The sequence below is a fragment of the Achromobacter sp. UBA5777 genome (assembly GCF_002418565.1).
Lineage (GTDB): Bacteria > Pseudomonadota > Gammaproteobacteria > Burkholderiales > Burkholderiaceae_B > Achromobacter > Achromobacter animicus.
In genome coordinates this window covers 28,010-51,066 of the sequence record NZ_DIEJ01000135.1, presented here as the reverse complement: position 1 = coordinate 51,066, position 23,057 = coordinate 28,010, and the positions used below count along the sequence as shown (strand labels likewise).

The window sequence follows — 23,057 nt, the reverse complement described above, 5'->3', positions numbered from 1 at the left end:
GGAACGTCCGGACAACTTCTACCGTTGTCAAACGGGCCGCTAACGGCTAGCGCCGCCCTGGGCCGCGCTGTTGTTAGGTTTCAAATTACAAGTAAGGTAGAAGGACAATTACAGAGGTTTACGGCAGAAATGGCGCCAGAACGGCACCCTGGCGCCGCCGCTTATTGCGATGCGACGACCGGATCAAAGCGAACGGATCGAAATTGCCGGGTCAAGTCATCCCAGAGTCCCCGATCCTGTGCAATGGCACCGCCTTGTCTGGCAAGTTCATCGCGTTGCTTCTGCAGAGGTTGTAGCACCTCAACTTCGATTGCGGTCAATACTTCGTCCAGATTGGCCTGCAAACCGGCCGCGATTTGAGCGTGAACCTCGTTGACCCATTGATTGCGCTGCAGGGCTGCATTCTCCGCCCCTGCGTTGTTCCGTTGCTCCTCGTGGTGTGCGACACCGATTTCCAGAAGACCTATCGCTACCTGAATCCACGGTCCTGCCTTGCCTGCCCACTTGTCCAGCGTCTTACCCCACCGACCTTTCAAGCCTGGGATTTTGAGCTTGCGGCCGTACTCCATCATCAAGCGTAAGTTTTTTTCGTTGGCCGTTCTCTTGACGCCATCGATCAGCGATTGCTTGATCCTTTCCTGGAACGCCGATGAGTCGCCTTTGTCTTTGCCTACTTCAGGCGCGGCAATACCTGCGACTCGCAGGGATTCTTTCAGGGCGCGATCCAGACTTTCTCGGATGTCGCGCTGCAACCGTTGCTGGACTTTGTCGGCTACGGCATCGGCAATCTTCGTGACGCCGGAGATAATTGCCTGCTCGTCCCTTGCATCGTCGAACACAGCAGCGATTTCGGTTCGCCGCAGATCCAATTCAGCGCGAACGCCTGCATCGGTGTTGTTGCGTAGGATACGGAACTCGCGCCGCAGATGCTCCAATTGCAGGGCTACCTGCTTGGCATCGTCCAGATCTGCGGTCTGTGCGTCGATGCTTTGGTTAACGGGTTCCAGCAATGTTCGCTCGATAATGCCCAGGGTGCTTTCGAGACGCTTTTCATCTTGGTCGAATTGATAGAGCCAATTGGCAAACCGCACGGTGAAGTCGTCATAGCCGGAGTATGCCTGCAACGCGAGCTTGCCCGCCAGGCGGGCCCGCATCGCGACGTCCGCGTTGATGAATACGACCGGCACCCTTGCCAGATCATTTGATGCGATGCCGCGCTTTTTGGCGTAGGCGAGCAAAGTGCTGTTTAAACTTGCCCGGATGTTGTTTATCGCTTCCGGTGCGTCGTCCTGGTAGTTGACCAGTAGGAACAGCGGGCGTTGCTGTTCCAGCAGGTCGAAGATGCGGCGCATGACATCGTCGGCATCTTGGTCTTCCTGCCGCAGTAGGAATAGCACCAGGTCGACGCGTTGCAATTGTGCGAGGCTGACTTCCTCATGTTCGATGGGCGCATTGACGCCTGGGGTGTCGAGCAGAACATGACCGTCCCAATCGTAGGGGTCGACATGGTCCGTCGTGGGAACGTCCCCGACCTTGGCCAACTCGCTACCCAACAGTGCGTTAATCAGCGTGCTTTTTCCGGCGTTGTAGGCGCCGAACAGCATGACATGTATTTTGTGTTCGGCGACCTTGCCCAACAGGCCGTTGGTGATTTGTTCGGAGTCGGAAAGATATTTGCGGGCGATGGGCTGCGCTTGTAGCAGCAACGCCTCATATTGCTTGAACGGAGTCATGCTGGAGAGTTTCCTTCAATGTAACCAGGGTTTTCGTGTGCGTAGTGACGATATCTTCAAGGCGGGCCGCTTCACGTTCCACGGCCTTGATGGACGACCTGCACTCCTCCACGACCCCCGCAATCAACGGGGGTAACCTTTTTTTGATGTCGGTATTCAGAGCGTCAAGCAAGCTTGCATAACTACTGCCGACTTTGCGACGCTGGATTTCGGTCTCCTCGAAATATTCGCCGCCCTTGCTTCCTGCCCAGGCGCCGAGCAAACCGCCCAAAAGGGCGCCGACGCCCGCGCCGACGACCGTGCCAACGCCGGGGAGAACGGCGCTACCAATGAGGGCCCCGAGTTCGCCGCCGCCCCAGCCACCCGCGCCGCCGGCCGCGACGCTGGCTGCCGTTTTCTTCGCAGCCCCTTTGTGCACGGTGAAGTCGATGGATACATCCTCATATCCGGCCTTTCCGTCCGGTTGCATGTCGGCGATCACGTCGTTCATCGCGGCACTGTAGTCACTTAGGGCTGGCTGGAGATGTTCCGCCATTACCTTAGCCGACAGTTCCGAAACCCCACGATAGACCGCCTTGATGTCCTGGGTTGTCTTGTGCGCTTCAAGTATGCCCGGCAACCCGCTGGCTACCTCCGCCAAGATGCTGGAATTCAGCCTTGGCAGGTCGGTCTCTAGACTCCAAGCGGCGTCGCGGGCCAAGCGCCGCAGGGTTTCAAGTTGCGGCAAGACCTTCTCGCGCAATGAACCAAGGACATTCTCGTCCAGGTAATGAACCATCAATTGGCCGGCTTTTTTGCGCTTGTAGGCCAGCGCCTCCCGCGTTAGGGCAATCAGATTCTCGTAGAGGCGTTCGAAACCGGCCTGCGCCAAAGCACCGTCTTCCCGCGCATCCTGCCGCGCGGCGTAAACCGAGATGGAAGCCGGCTCACGCAGCAATACCCCGTCGAACCCAGACTGTGCCAACTTTTGCAGCGTACGCTTCTTGACGTCCGACTCTTGTTCTGCGCGGTTCGCAGGGCTTTTGTTGCAGAGAATACTAACGATCTGGTCGTCGACCTGATCCACGACGTAACGGTCGCTGCGGGTAATGACGGGCAGCAAAGGCTTGCCACTTTGTAACTCGCGGTTCAGCGCATCGAGTTCCTGCACTTGCCCAGGCGAGGTGGAGCTGGTCAGCCACAGCACAGCATCGGCACTGTCCGTAAAGTGCCTTGTCAGATCGCCGTTTTCCACAGTCACGGAATGCAGGCCAGGGGTGTCCAGCACGATCAGTTTTTCGCCCAGGCGTACCCCCTGTATGCGCGCGGTTGTCTCCGTGGCACCTTCCTTGAAGCGCTCCGAGGTATCGACGACGTGGTTTTCTTCCAAGAAGAAGTACTGTACAGCCTGCTCCCGTTCGAGGAAACGGTCGGCCAGGAAGTTTGCGAACGAGCTCTTGCCTGCATTGACCTTGCCAAACACCAGAAAAATGGCCTTATCGCCGAAGGAGGCGCTCAGTCTTTCCATAGGGCCACGCTCACCCCATTTACGCGACCACTCGTCCATGCAAGCCTGGACCTGGACGTGCAAGGCTTCGACCTCACGGGCCAACGCGCTCGCTTGCTTTAGGCCTTCGATGGTGGCGGGCTTTGCATTCAGGGCCTGAAATAAGTCGTCCCGCCAGTCGGCCAATTGGGCGAGATAGCCTTCCATGTCTTCAACGAGGTAGTCGTATTTGGCGATTTCCTCGATGAACTGTTGTTCTTTGCTCATGCTGTGCTGCGCTTTTTGTAGGTATCAGGCGAACTTCGCTAACTTGGCAACCTCAATATCGACGGAGATGGCGCACTGTAGCGTCGAAGTGGTCTCGTCGATTTCGGCAGCCAAGGATTCCATGGCTGCAGTTTTCATGTAGCGATCCATCAGGGTTTTCTCGATTGAGCCAATGACCTCGGCCTCTGAGCCACCCACTTTGCTTTCTTCGGTCGCAGACATCCCGACCGGAAATGTCCAACCGGCTAAGAGGCTCGCCCAAGCTCTAGGCGACAAAGCCTCAACGATGGATTCCAACTCGCTCTCTTCGAGAATGACGCCTTTTTTTTCCAAGAACAATTTCAGGGTGGCTGCGGCTTCCTCTCGGGCCAGCTTCCGACGGGCACGCAGTTCCCTGGCCCGGATCGCGGCAGCGCTTTCGGCATTCGAATTGGATAGGGGGGCTGAACTGCTGGAGTCCTCAGTAACCGTGTCGTAGATTTTTTTACCAACCCAAACCACTCCTACACCGAGCAAATATGGCCAAACCATATCAAGCCTCCGCCAATTTCTTGGACAGTGATTGGATGAGCGCGCCGAGCTCATATTTAAAGGCGTCTTGTGCGGCCGACTGCTGTCTGTGTAAAGCGGAGGACTTCGTTTCCTGTTTTTGCCGTACTAAGGCGACGTCCGCTGAAAATGACTGAGCCGCGGCGGCGATCTCGTGTGACCGGCGTTGCGCGATTTTGGCGATGGTCACAGTCAAAATTTCTCGAAAAAATGGAACACCACTAGTGTTCACCAACAAGCTCTTAGCGCCTTTTTGCCCCTGTTGATAAAGCGAAGACGAAACCGGGAAAATCTCCATACCTGGGGTTTGACTCTGAATCCGGCTCATGACCTCCTCAACATCTTTCTGGCTTGCCAATTGGTCGGTTTGGGTCAGCACGAAAAGGGTCTGGCGTTGCGAAGCAGCATCGTCTTCACGCAACTGCTGCAGAAAACTCAACTCGGATTGATCCAGTTCCCCTTCCTTGGCAGCGTGAACGAAAAGGCGCGCATCCGATTCCAGCCAAGCACCCTGTAAGGCCAGCCTGTCGTCTTCCGAGGCCACGTCGGCGTCCAGCCCCGGAGTATCCACCCAGCGCACTTCACTGTGGACAACATCGTCCAACTTCACTGTCTGCCGGCTATCGGACACCACAAAGATGTCCTGGCCGATCAGAGCGTTAAGCAATTGGCTTTTGCCATGGTTGTACTTGCCAATCACAGCAACAGTGGGTAAGCGCGCTGCGTCCATCAAAACCGTGAATCGATCTATGTCCTGCCTTCGCTCAGGCAGCATGAGTGATAGACCTTTTATCAGCGTTGCTTGTCTGCTGGTTTTCATCGTCACATTTCAAAGTTTGTTTCACAATTGGTAAAAATCATACTGTTAGTTACTGTGTGACTCAATGTGCATCGCGGTAGTGACCCCACTTGCATAGGTATTTATAAGCCGTGACGTCAGCCCAGCGATGTACCGCATTCGCTGCAGAATTTCGCGCCCTTTTTGGTCACTGTGTTGCATGTGGGGCAGGCTGTAGTGGTGCGCGCAAGAATTGCTTTCTGACGCATGTAGGCGATCTGTACTACGCACGGCACGGTGACGCGATAGGCGGGGCTGCCTAGGTCCGCCATGGTCCAAATCCCAGTCAGCACCCAGCCCACGGGCCCAAGCATCAACCCCATGGTTCGTGTCAACATGACATTTGCGGCGAGTGGCAAGCCGCGGCCAAGTACGGCACGCGCAATCGCATTGGCCACGATGAGGGCCATTTGGTAGGCGGCAAATCCCGCTAGACGACTCGCTGCCAAGGCGGCGGCAACCGCAGCGGGTGCCATGCCAGACATTTCGCCGATGCCCATATCGCTCAAGACTTTTTGGCGTTCTTCCGCAGTCATGCGTTCCAGGGCCTGAGTGAACAACTTCTGCATGATGTCGGTTTCGATAGTGACCACAGGAGTGGACTTCTCGGTGCGAATCTTCAAGTGGTCTGCGACGTCGCGTACCAGTTCGGAGTATTCGACGCCGCCGCCCCGGAAAAGGTTGACAAACGTGTTGCCGCCGAAAGCGCGAATCTCTTGCGCAATAACAGATCGATCAGAGTTGCTGTAGTCGCCTTTCCGCTTGCAGGCAACCAAGCGCTTGCAGACGTCACCATCCAGCATGAGGCGGCCCTCGCCCTTGTCAGTGAGGTAGTCCGTCAAGACATCGAGGTCTCCTACGTCTGCAATCTGCAAAAGGTCGTTCAGTCCATTAGTTACGTTCATTGTCATCAACTTGTTGATTGTTGGCGCTGAGCCCAGCGCAAAGGTAGAGTAGGAATTGGTGGGATTCGGTTGGAAGGTGCCTTAGCGGGGGGAGGGCACACGTCGTTCGGATGCTACGGCGCATGTCTGCCTGCAGTTCTTCTACTTCATGTGCGTTCCTCTCGTCGCTCTCGTTATTGTTCTCGAGATACATAGGTACGGGAGTGACGCCCAGCTGTTTCGCGACCGCATAGCCGGCGATTGCTTGATCGACGGCGCTTGCAAGCGACGATTGGCCGACACTGCTGCTTTCAAATGAAAGTTTCGGGTTCCGGAGCTGTGCTGCCCACTGTGCCAAGCGCCTCCAGTCATTAGGCCGCATCAGCAAATAGGCGGGCGGCAGATTTAGTGCCTCGGCTAATCGACAAAGCGTCCTTAGATCGGGATTGGCGGGAAAGTCTGCGACTTCATTGGCCAGATATTTATTGAGCGTCGAGCGAGCCACTCCAGCTCGGCCAATTAGCTCCTTCTGCTTCATGCGTATTGGGCGGCCGTCTTCCGCTTCACTTCCTACACGCATGGCCCGGTTTAGAGCATCTCGAAAGCTTGCGCGAGTCGAATCGAAAGTACGTGAGCCCGCTTTTGGGGTCTTACGCGTTGTTTCCCGCGTCGGTGCATCCACCTTGTGTATCTCCGTAGTCGGCGTTGTTAGCGTGAGCCGAACTTTATCGATCGTGTCACACCTTGTATCGCTATTACGTCCGGGAAAACGGACATCTTTAGGTGGAAGCCCTGTGAAGTCCGCTCTGACGGACAAATGGTTATCTATTGATCGAAGATCACGGGCTTATGAGGGCGTGCGCATACTTAATTGACGCTAGAGCGTTGCTAAGGCATTCGAAGCCTTTCGCAAATGGAAGCACTCTCGCTGAAGGAAATGGCTAGCACTCGCGCGCGCCCTGCGCGAGTGATTCGGGAGATCGCTAAAGCTGCTGGAACCGGCGGGATGGTCTTGGGCGGGGATCAGATCTGCGCGATCGCATTGGCCGGTGCCGAGCTCGATTAGCTGGTACAAGCCTTCTCGCACCTGGTCATGGCTCAAGAGGTCCGGGCTCAGGCGGCAGACTTTGGCGACGTGCTGCGGAGCACGTTCATGATGCTGGAAATGGGCAACGCCGGTCGCGGCCAGTTCTTCACGCCGTACGAGTATCGCGCCTGATGGGCAATATGACGATGGGCAACGGCCAGGACCTAGTCGACAAGACGGGCGTGCAGAGCGGGGGTCTCAAACGTGTCACTCCGAATACCGCGGTCGGCGGATTCTGCAGGGACAACTTGAGGCTCCCAAGTAAATGACACATTGGCTTTGTGTCCGACCCGTCAATCCGCTCAGACACCGAGACATCTGTCGGGTTTGTCGGATCTGTTAAACCTGTTCGCGTTTGAAGGAGCTCGTGCCGAGTCCTGGTTAGGCATCACCTTTGGCGGATGCGCCTGAGCGTGCCGAAAGGAGACATGGTGTTCATTCAGCAGACCAAATACGGTACAGACTGTCGAAGTCCCCTCTTGCTCTTGAGCGCCGTCAGTGGAGTCGACAGGGACACGGACGCGTCCACGGCGCCGATGCCTTCCGCTGGGTGTTCGATGAAGTGGTCCGTCGTTGCATGGCTGCGCGCCTAGTCAAAGTTGATTGGCAACGCTCCTTGCGGACCGCTCACCCACGGCTCACCTTGAGTGCGGTCGAACTTGCGTTCGGAGCAATATGAGCGCAGCCGATCGACCAAAGCTCCAGCATTCTTACGAGCCTTTTAGCGGTCGAGGCGGAGCAGCCGGCATGACAGAATTTCCCCACTTCCAGACTGACGCTGGAAATCGCCGCACACAGCCGTCCGTACCAGTTCTGCATCTCTACGGACGAAACGCCGCAAAGGTGCGCGAGGGAGTCGAGATCGGCCTGACGCGGCCAGCGCCGCGTCCCTCGCAATGTGAGTGCCATGCCATCCAGTGCATCGCCGTCGTTGGCACGTGGAGCATAGGCTCCCATGGTTAGCATGTCGTAGGTAGGAGATAGCTGCGGGCGCGAGCCGGGCGAGTAGATCACGCCAAAATTCTTGAGATGCGCGTCGCCATTGCGAATTGCCGACGCTAGAACGTATTGGCCAAAAAGGTTTGAGCAGCTCAGGACTGCCGCTTCGGGTGCAACTGTGCTACGGATGATGTGTACCACTCGTTCAATCGAACTCGCGTACTTGTCCCGTGCAGGCAGCCCCCGCAGGGAGCATGCGTCTTCAAACTGAAGCGCTGTACCGTCTGCGGTGACGTCGAAGCGTTTGACGTACAGATGTTCTCGATCGGAGGATAGCATGGTCGTCGCGGTCGGAAGCCCCATGCGCCTAGAGACTTCCATGCCAAAGAACTCAAGCACGGTTAGCTCGGGGTGATCGGCATCATTGGTTTTGACGATCCAGAGGGGTTCCGACGAGGACGAATCTTGACTTGGTGCAGAGCTGAGGTACTTAGGGAAGCCACCCGAGATGCCGGGCAGGTTCCCGATGGCGACTCTATCCAAATCGGCCAAGCAAGACGCTTCGAAGTCGGCGCCCGCATAAATCAGTTCAAGAGGGCGAGCTCTGGGGAGCTCGCAGTGGGGAACTAGGCGGAGATTGCCGATTCGCTTCTGGCCGCTGGCCAACAGCATGTCCATCTCGGATGCGTGCATGCCTTCGTTGTCCAGACGCTTTTCGAGCAATCGTTCCAGAAATCCCTCTGGATAAGAAACTTGGAATATCGGGAACAGCGTTGTGCTCTTCCATTCTCGCTGGGTCATGGGCATGCCGATAGCGAGCGCATGCTTGGCGGGCACCGAGGGCGCATAAGTGAACGTGAAATGGTCCTGGTCATCGCGATCAAGAACCCCTAGCAGGACGTCCCGGAAGAAGACATCAATCTGCATGGTTGTTGCCTCCAGCATAGGATTGGACAGGCCGTGACGGGTAGCGGGTAGCGTACGCGTTGGCAAGGCTGAGCAGTCATAGTTTTGTTTTCGCCGCATAGCTCAAATGCCACAAAGGACGTCCGACTCGCTCGGCGACGTGGATGAAACGCAAATCGCATCAAGATCCTCGCAGAATACGCCACCGCCATTCCAGCCAATTCCACAGCGAACCTACCATATTTGGTGTCTCCGGTTCCTTGGCGTGGAGGCGTAGTCAGTCGCCAGCTAATCGATGATTTCCTGGGGGCAACATCGCCAATTCCGCAGCGAACCTACAACCTGATGTGCCAGCGATCGCAGTCTAGAGGTGCTGTTAGCCACTTCCAAACCGTGCAAGCCAGAGATTCTCTAGTCAACGCCGCAGCCGACCCACCACTTTTGGTGTGGCGGGTTCCGTGGTCCGGAGGCGTAGTCAGTCGCATGCCAATCGATGATTTTCAGAGGCAACATCGCCAGTTCCGCAGCGAACTTATGACCTGCTATGCCAGCGGCCGCAGTCCGGGGGGGCTGCCAGTCACTTCAAAACGGTGCCTGCCGGCCAGAGGCTCTCGCGCTAACGCCGCAGCAAACCCACCACTTTGCGGGTAGTCAAGCCGCGAAATATCTTCATGAATGAGAAGACGGCGTCGCAGATTTGCCACTGATGCACTGTTACACACATTGGGCCTGCCGCTCTATGAGCGAGGTGGTAGGTTTGCTGCGGAGTTGGAAATTGCCCTGATTTCTCCCTTTGAAAGGAGTCGATCAGAGCCTTGTGTTTGTATAGGCTATACAGACAGGCCATCACAAACACGGCCTTTTCAGCGCGTCTTTTAGAGGCCTTTCCTTGTTCAATCGAGCCTTGCTGGACCTTGCGGAGAGCTCCACAGCACCCTAGTGCTTTTCTGTGGCTTAGCGCCTTAGAGCGCTCCCTTCCTTTGCGTCGATTGAACCGATTTCCTGCCGAAAAAGCCCTAACCATGAACGAACACTCTAATCGACTAGATACGTTGAAGAAGCAATTCCCTCGCGTGCTTCAGAACGCCAATCTTCCGTGGGGGCTGGAATGCGGTCCCGGCTGGGATGGGTTGCTCGCGGACCTACTCTTCCGTATCGACACTATTCTGACCGAGTATCCCGCTTGCACGGCGAACGTCGTGCAGATCAAGGAAAAGTTCGGTGCCTTGCGGTTCTATTGCCAAGTTGATGGCGAGGACGATGCTAGGCGAGACGCAGCGGCCGAGGCTATTTCGCGGGTGATCCGCCACGCCGAACACGTCAGCGCTGAAACGTGCGAGAACTGCGGACAGCCTAGCTCGATACAGGACGCCGGGCTTCTAACAACAGTCTGTCCTAAGTGCACTAGTCGATGAAAGCTGGTCGCCAAGACCCCTGGACCAACGACTCCGAGGGGGGCTTCAGACCCAGAGTACAGAAGCCTTAATGTTGAAAAAATCCCGTTCAGGTGTAGGCAGGGCCTAGGAACGGCCCTGGCGATACGGTCATCAGGCCGCTAGTCGAAGTGCAGGAGTCGTCTTCCCGTCGCGCAGACCATCAAGGTAGTCTGCCCAAGCCTGCACCATCGCCAATCTCTGCGTCAGGAACTGAGTGCGGTCATAACTTGTGCCCAGTTCTTCTCGCGTTTTGTGGGCAAGGTGCCGTTCCACTACATCCCTGTTCCATTCCAGTCGCTCGACTAGCAGTGTGCGCGCCATAGCTCTGAAGCCGTGGCCCGTAATCTCTGTACGCGTGTCATAACCCAGCGCTCTGAGAGCCGAGTTCACCGTGTTTTCCGAGATGGTCCGAGTTGCATCGCTGCGTCTGGCTGCCGGCTTGAACACGAAGCCGGACGGCCCTGTGACCTGATGCAGGTTACGCAGGATCTCGAGCGCCTGCTTCGAAAGCGGGACCAAATGAGTTGGTGTTTGTTCGTGTTCCTTGTCCACGCGACGCAGCTTCATGATCTCAGCTGGACACGTCCAAACGCCCGTCTCGAAATCGATCTGATTCCAGCTCATCCTGCGCACTTGGCCGGGGCGCTGGAAGACAAGCGGCATGATCTCCAACAGAGATTTCGTGATGAAATTCCCCCGATACTCTTTGAGGTCGCGTAGCAACTGCCCAACGGCTTCGGGCTTCAAAATCGTAGCGAAGTTCGTTGTGCGATAAACCGGCAGGTCCATCTGGGTCACTGCCATAAAGTTTGCCGCTGGCACGATCATTTCGTTGCGTACGGCGAATGCATACATCCGTTTGAGGTGTGTGCGCAGCTCTCCTGCCGTCTCGCGCGTTTCCACGGCCACAGCCATTAGCAAGCCGTGGACCTCTGGAGGGGATACCAGGTGCAAAGGCCGTGCGCCCAACTTCGGGAGCAGGTGGAGTTCGATCATTCGCAGGACCTTGCGCTCGTAATTCGCCGACCACTTTCCCAGCACTGCGGCTTCTTTATGCCAGGCGCGTGCCACGGTCTCCATAGTGTCAATAGCGCGGCGTTTGGCAACCGTGACCTGCTCGATGCGGTGGATCTTCGGGTCGACCTTGGCGGACAGCAGCTGTCGCTGCTCCCCGGCACGCTCTCGCGCTAGAGCAAGTGGCACGTCCGTTAGCCGCCCGAGGCTGAGCTTGCCCTTGCGGCCTCCTGGAGCCGTAAAGCGGAATAGCCAATCCCGGCTGACTGTGCCGTCGGATCGTAGCCGCAGCCGTAGGTAAAGGCCGCCGCCGTCGCTCAAAAGGGTTTCTTGTTTGCCAGGCGGGATCAAGGCTGCCGCGCATTGCTTGGCCGTAAGCTTCATATGCTCTCCAGAAATGGGTGTACCCACGGGGATTTCAGGGAGCATTTTGGGTACACGCCAGGGAACCCAGAAACTCGGGCTTCGGTGTACCCCAGCGGGAATCTATGGGACTCGCTGGGAATTTTGTCTAGCGCTAACTCGCTGATGTAAAAGCGAATTTGTTGGCTATGGGCCTTGCTGGGAAGGCCAGATGGTGCCCGGGGCCGGAATCGAACCGGCACGCCTTGCGGCGGGGGATTTTGAGTCCCCTGCGTCTACCAATTTCACCACCCGGGCTAGGGGGTCGCGAGCGCGTCCAGATGACGGCTGCGGGAGATGCGAAGACCGCGATTATATGCGGTCTTTGGGATCTTGTCAGGCGACGGCTGGGCGAGCCTGCCGTCCAAGGGGCACGCCGGGGCTGCTAATCCCCGACCGCACCCCCACAATCCTCACTTCTTCTCAGGCAAGAACCAGTTCATCACTAACGCGCAGATCCCGCCGGTAGCGACGCCCGATTCCAGCACGCTTTTCACCGAGTGGGGCAGATGCGACAGGATTTCCGGCACTTGCGACACCCCCAGGCCGAGCGCCAAAGACACGGCGATGATGAGCAACGCCCGGCGGTCCAGTTGGATGCCCGCCAGGATGTTGATCCCAGACGCGGCCACCGCGCCGAACATCACCATGGCTGCGCCGCCCAGGACGGGTTCGGGCACGGCTTGCAGGACGCCGGCTACAACCGGGAACAGGCCCAGCAGAATCAGCATGCCGGCAATCCAAACGCCGACATGGCGGCTGGCAATACCGGTCAATTGAATGACGCCATTGTTCTGCGCAAACACCGAGCTGGGAAACGTATTGAATACGCCTGCCAGCAGCGAGTTCGCGCCGTTGACCAGCACGCCGCCCTTGATGCGCTGCATCCAGAGCGGACCTTCAACCGGCTGCTTCGACACCTTGCTGGTGGCAGTGACGTCGCCAATCGCTTCCAGGGACGTGACCAGATAAATGATCAGCATCGGCACGAACAAGGCCCACGAGAAACCCAGACCAAAGTGCAGCGGAACCGGAACCTGGAAGACGGCGGCTTCGCGGGCGCCGGTGAAATCCAGACGTCCCATATAGGCAGCGGCGATGTAGCCGACGGCCAGCGCCAAGACCAGCGCCGTGCTGCGAATCCACACCACCGGCACGCGGTTGAGCAGGATGATGGTGCCCAGGACGAGGCCGGACAGGGTCAGGTTCTCGGCGCTGGCGAAGGTGCCGTTGGCCATGGCGCCGAACCCGCCACCCATGCTGATGAGGCCGACCTTGATGAGCGTCAGGCCGATCAGCAGCACGACGATGCCGGTGACGAGCGGGGTGATGAGGCGTTTGACGAAGGGCAGGATGCGGCTGATGCCCATTTCAACAAAGGACCCGGCGATGACGACGCCAAAGATCGCGGCCATGACGGCTTCGACCGGCGTGCCTTGCTTGACCATGACCGACCCGCCGGCGATCAGCGGGCCGACGAAGTTGAAGCTCGTGCCCTGCACGATGAGCAACCCGGCGCCCAGGGGGCCGAAACGCTTGCATTGAACGTAGGTGGCGATGCCGGAGATCACCAGCGACATGGAAACGATCAGGGTGGTGTCGCGGCTGCTGACGCCCAGGGCCTGGCAGATGAGCAGGCCGGGGGTGACGATGGGGACCAGGATGGCCAGCAGGTGCTGCAGGGCGGCGACGAAGGCGACGGGAGGCGCGGGGCGGTCGTCGGGGCCGTAGACCAGGTCGTGACTGGTGTCGGCGTCATCGGACGCGCCGTGGGGGGCGGGTTGGGTCAGGGAGGCGGGTTGCATGGCGGGAGGGCCGGCCGGGGAGGGGGTAGGTGAGAAAAGTGCGGGATTTTACCGGGGACAGCCGCCTGTCAGGTTGCTTCTCCGCCACCCCGGTCTTGAAAAGTTCCCATTGGCCCCCACATCAGTAGGGTTTCCGGGCGGCCGCGCGGGCGCATCGCCCCAGCCGACCGAGATTTGTCCCTAATTTATTTTCTGAGCCACGTAGAACTATGAGCCAAACCGCCACGAATTCCGCGTCCGAAACCCTGGGGTTCCAGGCCGAGGTGAAGCAACTGCTTCATCTGATGATCCATTCGCTGTACAGCAACAAGGAAATCTTCCTGCGCGAGCTGGTGTCGAACGCGTCGGACGCCTGCGACAAGCTGCGCTTCGAAGCCATCGACCAGCCGGAATTGCTGGAAGGCAACGGCGAACTGGCCATCACGGTCAGCTACGACAAGGCCGCCCGCACCATCACGATCTCCGACAACGGAATCGGCCTGTCGCGCGAAGAAGCGGTGGCCAACCTGGGCACGATCGCCCGCTCGGGCACGCGCGAGTTCTTCTCGCAACTGACCGGCGACAAGCAGAAGGATGCGCAGCTCATCGGCCAGTTCGGCGTGGGCTTTTATTCGTCGTTCATCGTGGCGGACAAGGTCACTGTGGTGAGCCGCCGCGCCGGTTCCGCGGACGCGATCCAGTGGGAATCGGACGGCCAAGGCGAGTTCACGATTGCCGCCGCTGAAAAGGCCGGCCGCGGCACGGACGTGACGCTGCACCTGCGCGCCGACGAAGACGAACTCCTGAACGGCTGGAAGCTGCGCGAAATTCTGCGCCGCTATTCGGACCACATCTCGCTGCCGATCCGCATGGCGAAGGAAGAGTGGGATCAGGAGAAGGGCGAGCAGGTCAAGACCGACGAACTGGAAACGGTGAACCAGGCGAACGCGCTGTGGGCCCGCAACAAGTCCGAGGTGACGGAAGATCAGTACCGCGAGTTCTACAAGACGGTCTCGCACGACTACGATGATCCGCTTGCGTGGACGCACAACCGCGTTGAAGGCCGCAGCGAGTACACGCAACTGCTGTACGTGCCCAAGCACGCGCCCATGGACATGTGGGACCGCGACGGCCGCCATGGCGTGAAGCTGTACGTCAAGCGCGTCTTCATCATGGACGACGCCGATCAGCTTCTGCCGTCGTACCTGCGCTTTGTGCGCGGCGTGATCGATTCGGCGGACCTGCCGCTGAACGTGTCGCGCGAAATCCTGCAGGAAAGCCGCGACGTGCGCGCCATCCGCGAAGGTTCCGCCAAGCGGATCCTGTCGCTGCTGGAAGACCTGGCCGAGAACAAGCCGGAAGACTACGCGACGTTCTGGTCGGAGTTTGGTCAGGTGCTGAAGGAAGGGGCGGGCGAGGACTCGGCCAATCTTGAGCGCATCGCCAAGTTGATGCGTTTTGCGTCGACGAATTCCGGTGATCAGGCGCAGACGGTGTCGTTTGCCGACTACGTGTCGCGCATGAAGGAAGGCCAGGACAAGATCTACTACGTTACGGCGGACACCTTCGCCGCGGCCAGCAACAGCCCGCATCTGGAAATCTTCCGCAAGAAGGGCATCGAAGTCCTGCTGCTGTCGGATCGCGTTGACGAGTGGATGCTGTCGTACCTGCGCGAATTCGACGGCAAGTCGCTGGTGTCGGTGGCCAAGGGTGGCCTCGATCTGGCGGAACTGGCCGACGAGGAAGAAAAGAAGCACCAGGCCGAAGTGGCCGAGGACTTCAAACCGCTGGTCGAGCGTCTGCAAAAGACGCTGGAAGACCAGGTCAAGGAAGTGCGCGTGACGCTGCGTCTGGTGGATTCGCCGGCGTGCGTGGTGGTGGGCCAGAATGAACTCAGCCCGCACCTGTTGCGCATGCTGAAGGCCGCAGGCCAGGAAGCGCCGAACGTGAAGCCGGTGCTGGAGATCAACCCCGAGCATCCGCTGCTGGCGCGTATTCGTGCCGCGGAAGATGGCGAGTTCGATCAGTGGGCGCGTCTGCTGCTCGATCAGGCGCTGTTGGCCGAGGGCGCGCAGATTGCGGACCCGGCGGCGTTTGTGAAGCGGTTGAATGCGCTGCTGCTGAAGTAAGCGGCGGGGTGGTTCAACAGAGAGGGCGTCCGAAAGGACGCCCTTTTTGTCGTGGATTCCCGAGCGGTAATGTCTTCCCCGAAATGACGCGTCATGAGCCAAAATATTACCGTACGGTAAGAATTTCGTATTTTGCGCCTACATTGGCCGAAAAATTCCCGATCGGGAAAATTTTGTCGTCGCTGCCCGAAAATTTGGTTAAACTTCCCGAGCGGTAAAAACGGAGGTCGCTATGGGTACAAAAGTAGACGCCTTTCCAGTGACAGTGCAGTCTTCGGCCGAACTGGGCGAATTGGTGAAAACCGTCCGGCGTTCTCAAGGTTTGCTGCAAGCGGATCTGGCCGGGTTGTCCGGAACGGGCAATCGCTTCGTGGTGGATCTGGAGCGGGGCAAGCCCACGCTGCAATTGCAGAAGGTGCTGGATACGCTGGACCTGCTCGGCTTGGAAGTGCAGATCGCGCCTAAGCGCGTGAGGCTCCCATGATCAACGCCGACGCACTCGATCTCTACCAGGATGGTCAGAAAGTCGGGCGGCTGTTCGATGAGCAGCCGTTGCGCTTTGTCTATGACGACGCGTGGCTGAGCCATCGGGACGCGCGTCCGATTTCGCCATCGATACCGCTTCTGCATGGCGACCAATCGAGCGAGGCCGTCCACTCTTTCTTCGAAAACCTGCTGCCCGAAGGTCACGTGCGCCAGTTCCTGCAGGCCAGCCGGCATGCGACGACGGTGTTCGGACTGCTGCGCAGCGTGGGCGGCGACACCGCCAGCGGATTGACGATATTGCCGCAAGGGGAAGCGCCCAAGCCCGCTCATTATCGGCGCGTTACTTGGGCGGACATTGCCGCGCGTCTGAAGCAAACGGGCGTGCCGGCGCTGGTAGCCGAGAACGAGGAAGGAACCCGGATTTCGCTGGCCGGCGCGCAGGACAAGCTTCTGCTGACCGTATTGCCCGACGGATCGCCCGCGCTGCCCGAAGGCGCGGCGCCGTCCACGCACATACTCAAGCCGGATATCCGCGGGCTGGATGGTGTGTGGGCATCGGCGCTGAACGAGACGCTGGTCATGCAACTAGCGGCACGACTTGGATTGGGCGTGGCGCACGCCGGTTATCAACCGGATACACGCGCATGTCTGATTCAGCGCTATGACCGTGTACCGGATGGACAAGGCGGATTGCAGCGGTTGCATCAATTGGATCTATGCCAGCTCGCGGGCAAGCCCTCGAACGTGAAATACGAATCGTATGGTGGTCCGACGTTGGCGGATTGCCGCAAGCTGCTGGCAGCCACGGGTGTCGGGGGGCCGGACGTAAAGCGTTTTCTGCAGTGGATTCTGTTCAATCTGCTGGTGGGCAACAACGACAGCCACGCGAAGAATCTGTCCGTGCTCCTGAATGACGACGGGAAATACGTTCTGGCGCCGTTCTACGATTTGATGTGCACGGCGATCTACCCGGGGTTGAGTGCGCGGTTCGTATTCGCCATTGGCGGGGAAGACAAACCGGGCGCCATTGGCAAGGGCGAACTGGATGCCATGGCGACCGAGCTGGGTTTCAATCCACGCTATGTCGCTACGGTCGCGAAATCCCTCGTGGAAGCATTGCCCGATGCGATGGAGCAGGTGAAGGCCAGTTTGTGGGGCGAGGCACGGTTGGGAACCGAACGGACGCTCCTGGAGCGTCTGACGCAATGGATCACGTCGAACACGCGCAAGCACGCGAAGCGCTGGGGATTGCAAACCTGAAGACGCGTCTGGGGGGATCGTGCCCCGACGGATTAATGACCTGAAGTCAAAAGTGTTTGCCCGCTAGACGCCTTTTTCTGCAAGTATCCGGCCGTCATACTGCACGCCTGTCTATCCGATGCGCCGGCCATTTCAGGCCGGGCGCGCCCCAGGAAGTCCCTGCCGGCGCCGTCGAACCCAAGGAACTTGCATGAATCCCCAAGAAACCCAGCCGGTGAAGGCCGGCCCGCCGTTGTTGGCGCTTGCCGTCGGTGCGTTTGGCATCGGCGTGACCGAGTTCTCCCCCATGGGCCTGTTGCCCGTCATCGCCGAGGGGGTGAACGTGTCCATCCCCAGCGCGGGCATGCTGGTCAGCGCCTACGCGATCGGCGTGATGGTCGGCGCACCGCTGATGACGCTGGCGTTCTCGCGGTGGTCGCGGCGCAAGGCGCTGATCCTGCTGATGGCGATCTTTACCATCGGCAATATCCTGTCGGCGCTGTCGCCCAACTACACGACGCTGCTGCTGGCCCGCCTGGTGACCAGCCTGAACCACGGCGCGTTCTTTGGCCTGGGCTCGCTGGTGGCCGCCAGCGTGGTGCCTCGGCACAAGCAGGCCAGTGCGGTGGCGACGATGTTCATGGGCCTGACCATCGCCAACGTGGGCGGGGTGCCGGCCGCGACGTGGCTGGGACAGACGATCGGTTGGCGGATGTCGTTCTTTGCGACGGCGGTGCTGGGCCTGATTGCGATGCTGTCGCTGTGGCTGGCGTTGCCTGCGGGTGAGGCCGGGCGTCGTCCCAACGTGCGTCATGAGCTGGCGGTGCTGCGCAGCCCCGCCGTGTTGCTGGCCCTGCTGACGACGGTGCTGGGTGCGGGGGCGATGTTCACGCTGTACACGTACATCGCGCCGACGCTGGCCGAGATCACTGGCGCGTCGCCGGCGTTCGTGACGGGCATGCTGGTGCTGATCGGTCTGGGCTTCACGCTGGGCAACGGCGTGGGCGGGCGCATGGCCGACCGCTCGCTCGATGGCACGCTGATCTTCTTCCTGGTGCTGGTCATCGTGGACCTGCTGGCGTTTCCGTGGCTGGCCTCGACGCCGGTCGGTGCGGCGATCGCGCTCCTGATCTTCGGTATCGCGACGTTCGCGGTGGTGCCGCCGCTGCAGATGGGCGTGATGCGCGCCGCGACGGATGCGCCGGGGTTGGCCTCGTCGATGAACGTGGGCGCGTTCAACCTGGGCAACGCGGTGGGCGCGGCGGCCGGGGGCGCGGTGATTTCGGCGGGCATGGGCTACGCGGCGGTGCCGATTGCCGGCGCGGTGATCGCCGCCGCTGGTCTGGCGCTGGTGCTGGTGCAGCGCGCCGGAAACGTGCGGCGGCGCAAGCTGGCGGTGCAGGGCTGCTGAGGTTTCGGCCTGCGGGCCGCCAATGAAATGCCCCGGCGGACATGGATCCGCCGGGGCTTTTGTTTGCCGTGAGCATCGCAGCCGGACTGGCACGGTCAGGATTTCGCGTGATCAGACGGAAGAACAAGCTGCGCCAGATTCCCCCATATGAAAAAGGGCGTCCCGCAGGACGCCCCTTCATTCAAAGCCAGCGTTCAAATCCAGGCCGATCCATCAAGCCTCGATCCGCTCCACTTTCCCGACCAGCAAGATATACGACAGCGCGCCCAGCAACGCCAGCGACGACACGTACACGATCGCCGGCGCAAAGCTGTCCTTGGACACCAGCAAGCCAATCACGATGGGCGTGCAGATCGACGACAGGTTGCCGACGAAGTTGAACACGCCGCCTGTCAGGCCCAGGAGGCGAACCGGGGCCAGCGTGGACACGAGCGACCACGTGATCGACGCCAGACCGTTGCCAAAGAACGCCACGGCGAGGAAGAAGATGACCCACGGCGTGGAGTCCGTGAAGTTCGCGCCGATCATGGACGTGGAGATCAACAGGCCCAGGATGATGGGCAGCTTCCGCGCCATGCCGACCGTCGCGCCGCGGCGGATCAGGAAGTCGGACAGCACGCCCGAGCACAGCACTCCGATGAAGGCGGCCAGGAACGGCACCGACGCCAGGAAGCCGGACTTGATGAAGTCCATGCCGCGGTACTTGACCAGATACGTGGGGAACCAGGTCAGGAAGAACCACAGCGTGGAGGTCAGGCAGAACTGGCCGAGGTACACGCCCCACAGCTTTCGCTTGCTCATGACCAGGCCCAGGTCGTTCCAGTTGAACGGGGCCTTCTTTTCGCGCACGCGCGTGTCCAGGTCGACGACGCCGCCGCCTTGCTGAATCAGCTCGATCTCCGCCGCGTTGGCGCCTTTGAACTGGCGCGGTTCGCGGTAGATCATGAACCACAGCACGCCCCAGATGATGCCCAGGAGACCGGTGCTGACGAACACCATGTGCCAGCCGTAATGATGCTGCAGCCAGGCCAGCACCGGCGTCAGGAACGCCAGGCCGACGAACTGGCCCGACGTGTAAAAGCCGATGGCGGTGGCGCGTTCGCGTTCCGGGAACCACGTGGTGACGACGCGATTGTTGATGGGATAGGCCGGGGCTTCCAGCGCGCCCACGGCCAGGCGCAGGACGAACAGGATGACGAAGCTGCCGGCAAAGCCCATGAAGAACGTGGCCGCGGACCACAGGATCAGCGCGGCGGCGTACAGCACGCGGGGGGACACGCGGTCCACCAGCCAGCCGCCGGGAATCTGCATGGCGGCGTAGGTCCAGCCGAAGGCCGACAGGATCAGGCCTTCATGCCAGGTGTCCAGGCCGAACTCGTCCTTGAGGGCGGGGGCGGCGATGGACAGGTTGCTGCGGTCCAGGTAGTTGATGACGACGGTGATGAACAGCATCACCATGATGATGTAGCGGCTGCGGGTCGGGCGCTGGGCGCCTTGCAGGCCGGCTTGGGCGGCGGTGGACAATGGAGTCTCCTCTCTCTCTTTTATCGGCTTACCACTCGGCGAAGCTGCCGTCGGCGTGACGCCAGATGGGGTTGCGCCAGCGGTGGCCCACTGCGGCGCGTTCCTTGACGTATTCCTCGTTCACTTCGATGCCCAGGCCCGGCCCTTGCGGGATCGCGACCATGCCGTCCTCGTACGCGAAGACCTCGCGGTTGCTGACGTAGTCGAGCAGGTCATTGGCGGCGTTGTAGTGGATGCCCAGGCTCTGCTCCTGGATGAACGCGTTGTAGCAGCCGGCGTCGATCTGCAGGCAGGTGGCCAGCGCGATGGGGCCGAGCGGGCAGTGCAGGGCCAGCGCGACGTCATAGGCTTCGGCCATCGCGGCGATCTTGCGCGTTTCGGTGATGCCGCCGGCGTGCGACGGGTCGGGTTGGATGATGTCGACGTAGCCTTCGGACAGCACGCGCTTGAAGTCCCAGCGCGAGAACAGGCGCTCGCCCAGCGCAATGGGTGTGGACGTCAGCGGCGCTAGTTCCTTCAGCGCTTCGTAGTGTTCGCTCAGCACGGGCTCCTCGATGAACATGAGCTTGAACGGATCAAGTTCCTTCATCAGCACCTTGGCCATGGGCTTGTGGACGCGGCCGTGGAAGTCCACGCCGATGCCCACGTTGGGGCCGACGGCGTCGCGCACGGCGGCCACGTTCTCCAGGCACTTCTCGACCTTGTCGAACGAGTCGATGTATTGCAGTTCTTCGGTGCCGTTCATCTTGACGGCGGTGAAGCCACGCTCGACGGCGCTCTTGGCGGCCGCGGCGGTGTCGGCGGGACGGTCGCCGCCGATCCACGAGTACACGCGGATGCGGTCGCGCACGTTGCCGCCCAGAAGTTGCGACACGGGCACGCCAAGGTGCTTGCCCTTGATGTCCCACAGTGCCTGATCGATACCGGCCAGCGCGCTCATGTGGATGGCGCCGCCGCGGTAGAAGCCGCCGCGGTACAGGACCGTCCAGTGGTCTTCGATGTTGCGCGGATCCTTGCCGATCAGGTAGTCGGACAGTTCCTCGACGGCGGCCGCAACCGAATGCGCACGGCCTTCGACGACGGGCTCGCCCCAGCCGACGATGCCTTCGTCCGTTTCAATCTTCAGGAAGCACCACCGGGGCGGCACGATGTAGGTGGTGAGCTTGGTGATCTTCATGCTTGTGTCTCCTGGGCAGGATAGGCGCGTTGCCAGGCCGCGACGAAAGCGCGCGCGTTCTGGCCGGTTGCTTCGGCCGACAGGCCGGGTTTGTACAAGGCGGAGCCCAGGCCGAAGCCGCTGGCGCCCGCCTGGGCGTAATTCGAAAGGTTGTCGGGCGTGATGCCGCCGACGGGAACCAGTGCGATCGGCGGGCGCATTACCGCGCGCCAGGCCTTGAGCACGGCCGGGCCGAGCTGCTCGGCCGGGAACATTTTCAGCACGTCGGCGCCGGCAGCCAGCGCGGCAAAGGCCTCGGTGGGCGTGGCGACGCCGGGGCAGGACGCCATGCCCAGCTTCTTGGCCTGACGGATGACGGCGGGATCGCTGTGCGGCATGACGATGAGTTCGCCGCCAGCCTGCTGGATGCGCGCGCAGTCGTCGGGATTGAGGACGGTGCCGGCGCCGATGAGGCAGTCGGTGGGCAGCGCGGCGCGCATGGCGCGGATGCTGTCCAGCGGATCCGGCGAATTCAGCGGCACTTCGATCAGCCGGAAGCCCGCGTCGTACAGCGCTTGCCCGACGGGTTCGGCTTCGGCGGGCGTGATGCCGCGCAGGATGGCGATCAGGCCGCAGTGGGCCATGGCGGTTTGCAGACCGGGATGGTTCATCGAAGGTTCCTAGGCGGGGATCGGGGTGGAAGGAGACACAAGCCCGGCACAGATGGCCAGGTGCCACAGGCCGCGCTCGGTGGCGTTCTGCGCCTGCTCGGGCGCGCCCAGGCCGTAATGCTGCATGGCCAGGAGGTAGCGCTTGCACAGCGCGGGCTCGCCGCACAGCACGATGTGAGGCAGTTCGCCCTGCTGGCGCAGCATCTCGGCCAGCGCGGCGACTTCATGGCCGATCAAGAGGCCCGACAGGTAGTCGGCCTGCGATTCAGGCGCGAGTTCGCCAGTCAGGCCCAGCGCGCGCGTGCTGAAGATCGTGGACATCACGCCCGCCCGGCCAGCCGGCGCGCCTGCGACTTTCACGCCGCGCTCAAAGGCGGCCATGTCGGCATTGGGGGCGTCGGCCATCGTGCGGCCCAGAATGGTGTGACCGCGCAGCGCCGCGTAGACCTCGCCGGTCATGAAGGTGTCGAAGTGGGTGACGCGGCCGCGGCGCGCGTTGACCCATTTGGAGTGCGTGCCGGGCAATCCGATGAGCACGCTGTCGGCATTGGCACTGGCTTCGTCGGCCATCACGCCGAAGACCTGGGTCTCTTCTCCGCGCATCACGTTGGGCAGGCCGTGGCGCTGGATGAGGCCGGGCACGATGTGCACGGGCGTGCCGCCGGGGCGTTCCACCACGGTCAGCAACGTGCCGATGCGTTCCAGGTCGACGGGCACGTCCAGGTAGGCGGCTTCCTTCCAGCCCTGCGCGCTGCCGACCATGCCGCAGGCAATGACGGGCAGGGAGGGCTCGGCGCGCAGCCAGTCGCCGCATGCCTGATCAAAAGCCAGTTCAAAGCCGGACAGGGTGGTGGTGGCGGCGCCGTCCTGCGGCGGTTGCGGCAGGCGCATGATGCCCCAGGGCAGATGGCGCGTATCGAGCGTACGGCCCGTGGCGTCCAGGCGATAGGCGCGAAGTGAAGAGGTTCCCCAATCCAGCGCGATGAGAGCCGCACGGGCGGGCGATCCGGTATTCATCAGAGTCTGTCTCGTCTCTGGCCGCGCATCCGGCTGCCGTCGTTGCGCCGTCATGCGCGCGGGACTGGGCGGAGTGGTCGCGGACCTTGTTGTCTGAAA

Annotated in this window: 18 protein-coding genes and 1 tRNA gene; 5 read left to right on the top strand and 14 right to left on the bottom strand. The window is 60.6% G+C overall.

Going from position 1 to position 23,057, the window contains the following annotated elements:
• Window positions 1-161 precede the first annotated feature (161 nt).
• The 6 genes from B3446_RS10255 to B3446_RS10230 all read right to left on the bottom strand — a co-directional run bounded on the left by B3446_RS10255 (window position 162) and on the right by B3446_RS10230 (window position 6,295).
• Entirely contained in the window at window positions 162-1,733 is a 1,572-nt protein-coding gene (locus B3446_RS10255; protein ID WP_291380636.1) for a GTPase, read from the bottom strand.
• Window positions 1,711-3,486 carry a GTPase gene (locus B3446_RS10250; RefSeq protein WP_291380634.1) on the bottom strand — a complete coding sequence of 592 codons (1,776 nt, stop codon included), beginning with the start codon at window positions 3,484-3,486 and terminating at the stop codon, window positions 1,711-1,713. The genes B3446_RS10255 and B3446_RS10250 overlap by 23 nt, the downstream gene beginning before the upstream one ends.
• Window positions 3,487-3,510: 24 nt before the next feature.
• Window positions 3,511-4,017: a hypothetical protein gene (locus B3446_RS10245; RefSeq protein ID WP_291380632.1), complete on the bottom strand. Its 507-nt coding sequence runs from the start codon at window positions 4,015-4,017 to the stop codon at window positions 3,511-3,513.
• A gap of 1 nt (window position 4,018) precedes the next feature.
• Entirely contained in the window at window positions 4,019-4,855 is an 837-nt protein-coding gene (locus B3446_RS10240; RefSeq protein WP_291380630.1) for a GTPase, read from the bottom strand.
• A 116-nt stretch (window positions 4,856-4,971) separates the two neighbouring features.
• The gene (locus tag B3446_RS10235) at window positions 4,972-5,715 is read right to left on the bottom strand and encodes a ubiquinol-cytochrome C chaperone family protein (RefSeq protein ID WP_291380628.1); all 744 of its coding nucleotides are present in this window, start codon (window positions 5,713-5,715) and stop codon (window positions 4,972-4,974) included.
• Window positions 5,716-5,764: 49 nt separating this feature from the next.
• Window positions 5,765-6,295: a helix-turn-helix domain-containing protein gene (locus tag B3446_RS10230; protein ID WP_291380627.1), complete on the bottom strand. Its 531-nt coding sequence runs from the start codon at window positions 6,293-6,295 to the stop codon at window positions 5,765-5,767.
• 555 nt (window positions 6,296-6,850) lie between these two features.
• Between B3446_RS10230 and B3446_RS10225 the strand changes: the two genes are divergently transcribed.
• The gene (locus B3446_RS10225) at window positions 6,851-6,976 is read left to right on the top strand and encodes a hypothetical protein (protein WP_291380625.1); all 126 of its coding nucleotides are present in this window, start codon (window positions 6,851-6,853) and stop codon (window positions 6,974-6,976) included.
• Between the two features lie 495 nt (window positions 6,977-7,471).
• On the opposite strand, the gene B3446_RS10215 is transcribed toward B3446_RS10225, so the two are convergent.
• The 4 genes from B3446_RS10215 to B3446_RS10200 all read right to left on the bottom strand — a co-directional run bounded on the left by B3446_RS10215 (window position 7,472) and on the right by B3446_RS10200 (window position 13,346).
• Window positions 7,472-8,710 carry a type II toxin-antitoxin system HipA family toxin gene (locus B3446_RS10215; protein WP_291380623.1) on the bottom strand — a complete coding sequence of 413 codons (1,239 nt, stop codon included), beginning with the start codon at window positions 8,708-8,710 and terminating at the stop codon, window positions 7,472-7,474.
• Window positions 8,711-10,236: 1,526 nt separating this feature from the next.
• Window positions 10,237-11,523: a tyrosine-type recombinase/integrase gene (locus B3446_RS10210; protein ID WP_291380622.1), complete on the bottom strand. Its 1,287-nt coding sequence runs from the start codon at window positions 11,521-11,523 to the stop codon at window positions 10,237-10,239.
• Window positions 11,524-11,714: 191 nt separating this feature from the next.
• Window positions 11,715-11,799: transfer RNA gene (locus B3446_RS10205), tRNA-Leu, on the bottom strand.
• Window positions 11,800-11,954: 155 nt separating this feature from the next.
• A complete protein-coding gene (locus B3446_RS10200) occupies window positions 11,955-13,346 on the bottom strand; it encodes a uracil-xanthine permease family protein (protein ID WP_191578656.1) in 1,392 nt (463 codons plus the stop codon).
• 209 nt (window positions 13,347-13,555) lie between these two features.
• On the opposite strand from B3446_RS10200, the gene htpG reads away from it, so the two are divergent.
• The 4 genes from htpG to B3446_RS10180 all read left to right on the top strand — a co-directional run bounded on the left by htpG (window position 13,556) and on the right by B3446_RS10180 (window position 18,590).
• Complete coding sequence (gene htpG, locus B3446_RS10195; protein ID WP_291380621.1) at window positions 13,556-15,454, top strand: molecular chaperone HtpG; 1,899 nt, start codon at window positions 13,556-13,558, stop codon at window positions 15,452-15,454.
• 232 nt (window positions 15,455-15,686) lie between these two features.
• Window positions 15,687-15,938, top strand: coding sequence for a type II toxin-antitoxin system Y4mF family antitoxin (locus tag B3446_RS10190; protein ID WP_291380620.1), 252 nt, complete (start codon window positions 15,687-15,689; stop codon window positions 15,936-15,938).
• Window positions 15,935-17,200 (top strand): type II toxin-antitoxin system HipA family toxin, encoded by a 1,266-nt coding sequence (locus B3446_RS10185; RefSeq protein WP_291380619.1) that lies wholly within the window; start codon window positions 15,935-15,937, stop codon window positions 17,198-17,200. The genes B3446_RS10190 and B3446_RS10185 overlap by 4 nt, the downstream gene beginning before the upstream one ends.
• A 190-nt stretch (window positions 17,201-17,390) precedes the next feature.
• Window positions 17,391-18,590: an MFS transporter gene (locus B3446_RS10180; RefSeq protein WP_291380617.1), complete on the top strand. Its 1,200-nt coding sequence runs from the start codon at window positions 17,391-17,393 to the stop codon at window positions 18,588-18,590.
• A gap of 213 nt (window positions 18,591-18,803) precedes the next feature.
• Here B3446_RS10180 and B3446_RS10175 read toward each other — a convergent pair whose 3' ends face one another.
• From B3446_RS10175 to B3446_RS10160, 4 genes are read right to left on the bottom strand one after another with little or no spacing between them, the layout of a single operon-like run.
• The gene (locus tag B3446_RS10175; RefSeq protein WP_105240757.1) at window positions 18,804-20,114 is read right to left on the bottom strand and encodes an MFS transporter; all 1,311 of its coding nucleotides are present in this window, start codon (window positions 20,112-20,114) and stop codon (window positions 18,804-18,806) included.
• Between the two features lie 28 nt (window positions 20,115-20,142).
• A complete protein-coding gene (gene dgoD, locus B3446_RS10170) occupies window positions 20,143-21,291 on the bottom strand; it encodes a galactonate dehydratase (protein WP_056559450.1) in 1,149 nt (382 codons plus the stop codon).
• Window positions 21,288-21,941, bottom strand: coding sequence for a 2-dehydro-3-deoxy-6-phosphogalactonate aldolase (locus B3446_RS10165; protein ID WP_056324859.1), 654 nt, complete (start codon window positions 21,939-21,941; stop codon window positions 21,288-21,290). The genes dgoD and B3446_RS10165 overlap by 4 nt, the downstream gene beginning before the upstream one ends.
• A 9-nt stretch (window positions 21,942-21,950) precedes the next feature.
• The gene (locus B3446_RS10160; protein ID WP_291380610.1) at window positions 21,951-22,958 is read right to left on the bottom strand and encodes a 2-dehydro-3-deoxygalactonokinase; all 1,008 of its coding nucleotides are present in this window, start codon (window positions 22,956-22,958) and stop codon (window positions 21,951-21,953) included.
• Window positions 22,959-23,057 lie beyond the last annotated feature (99 nt).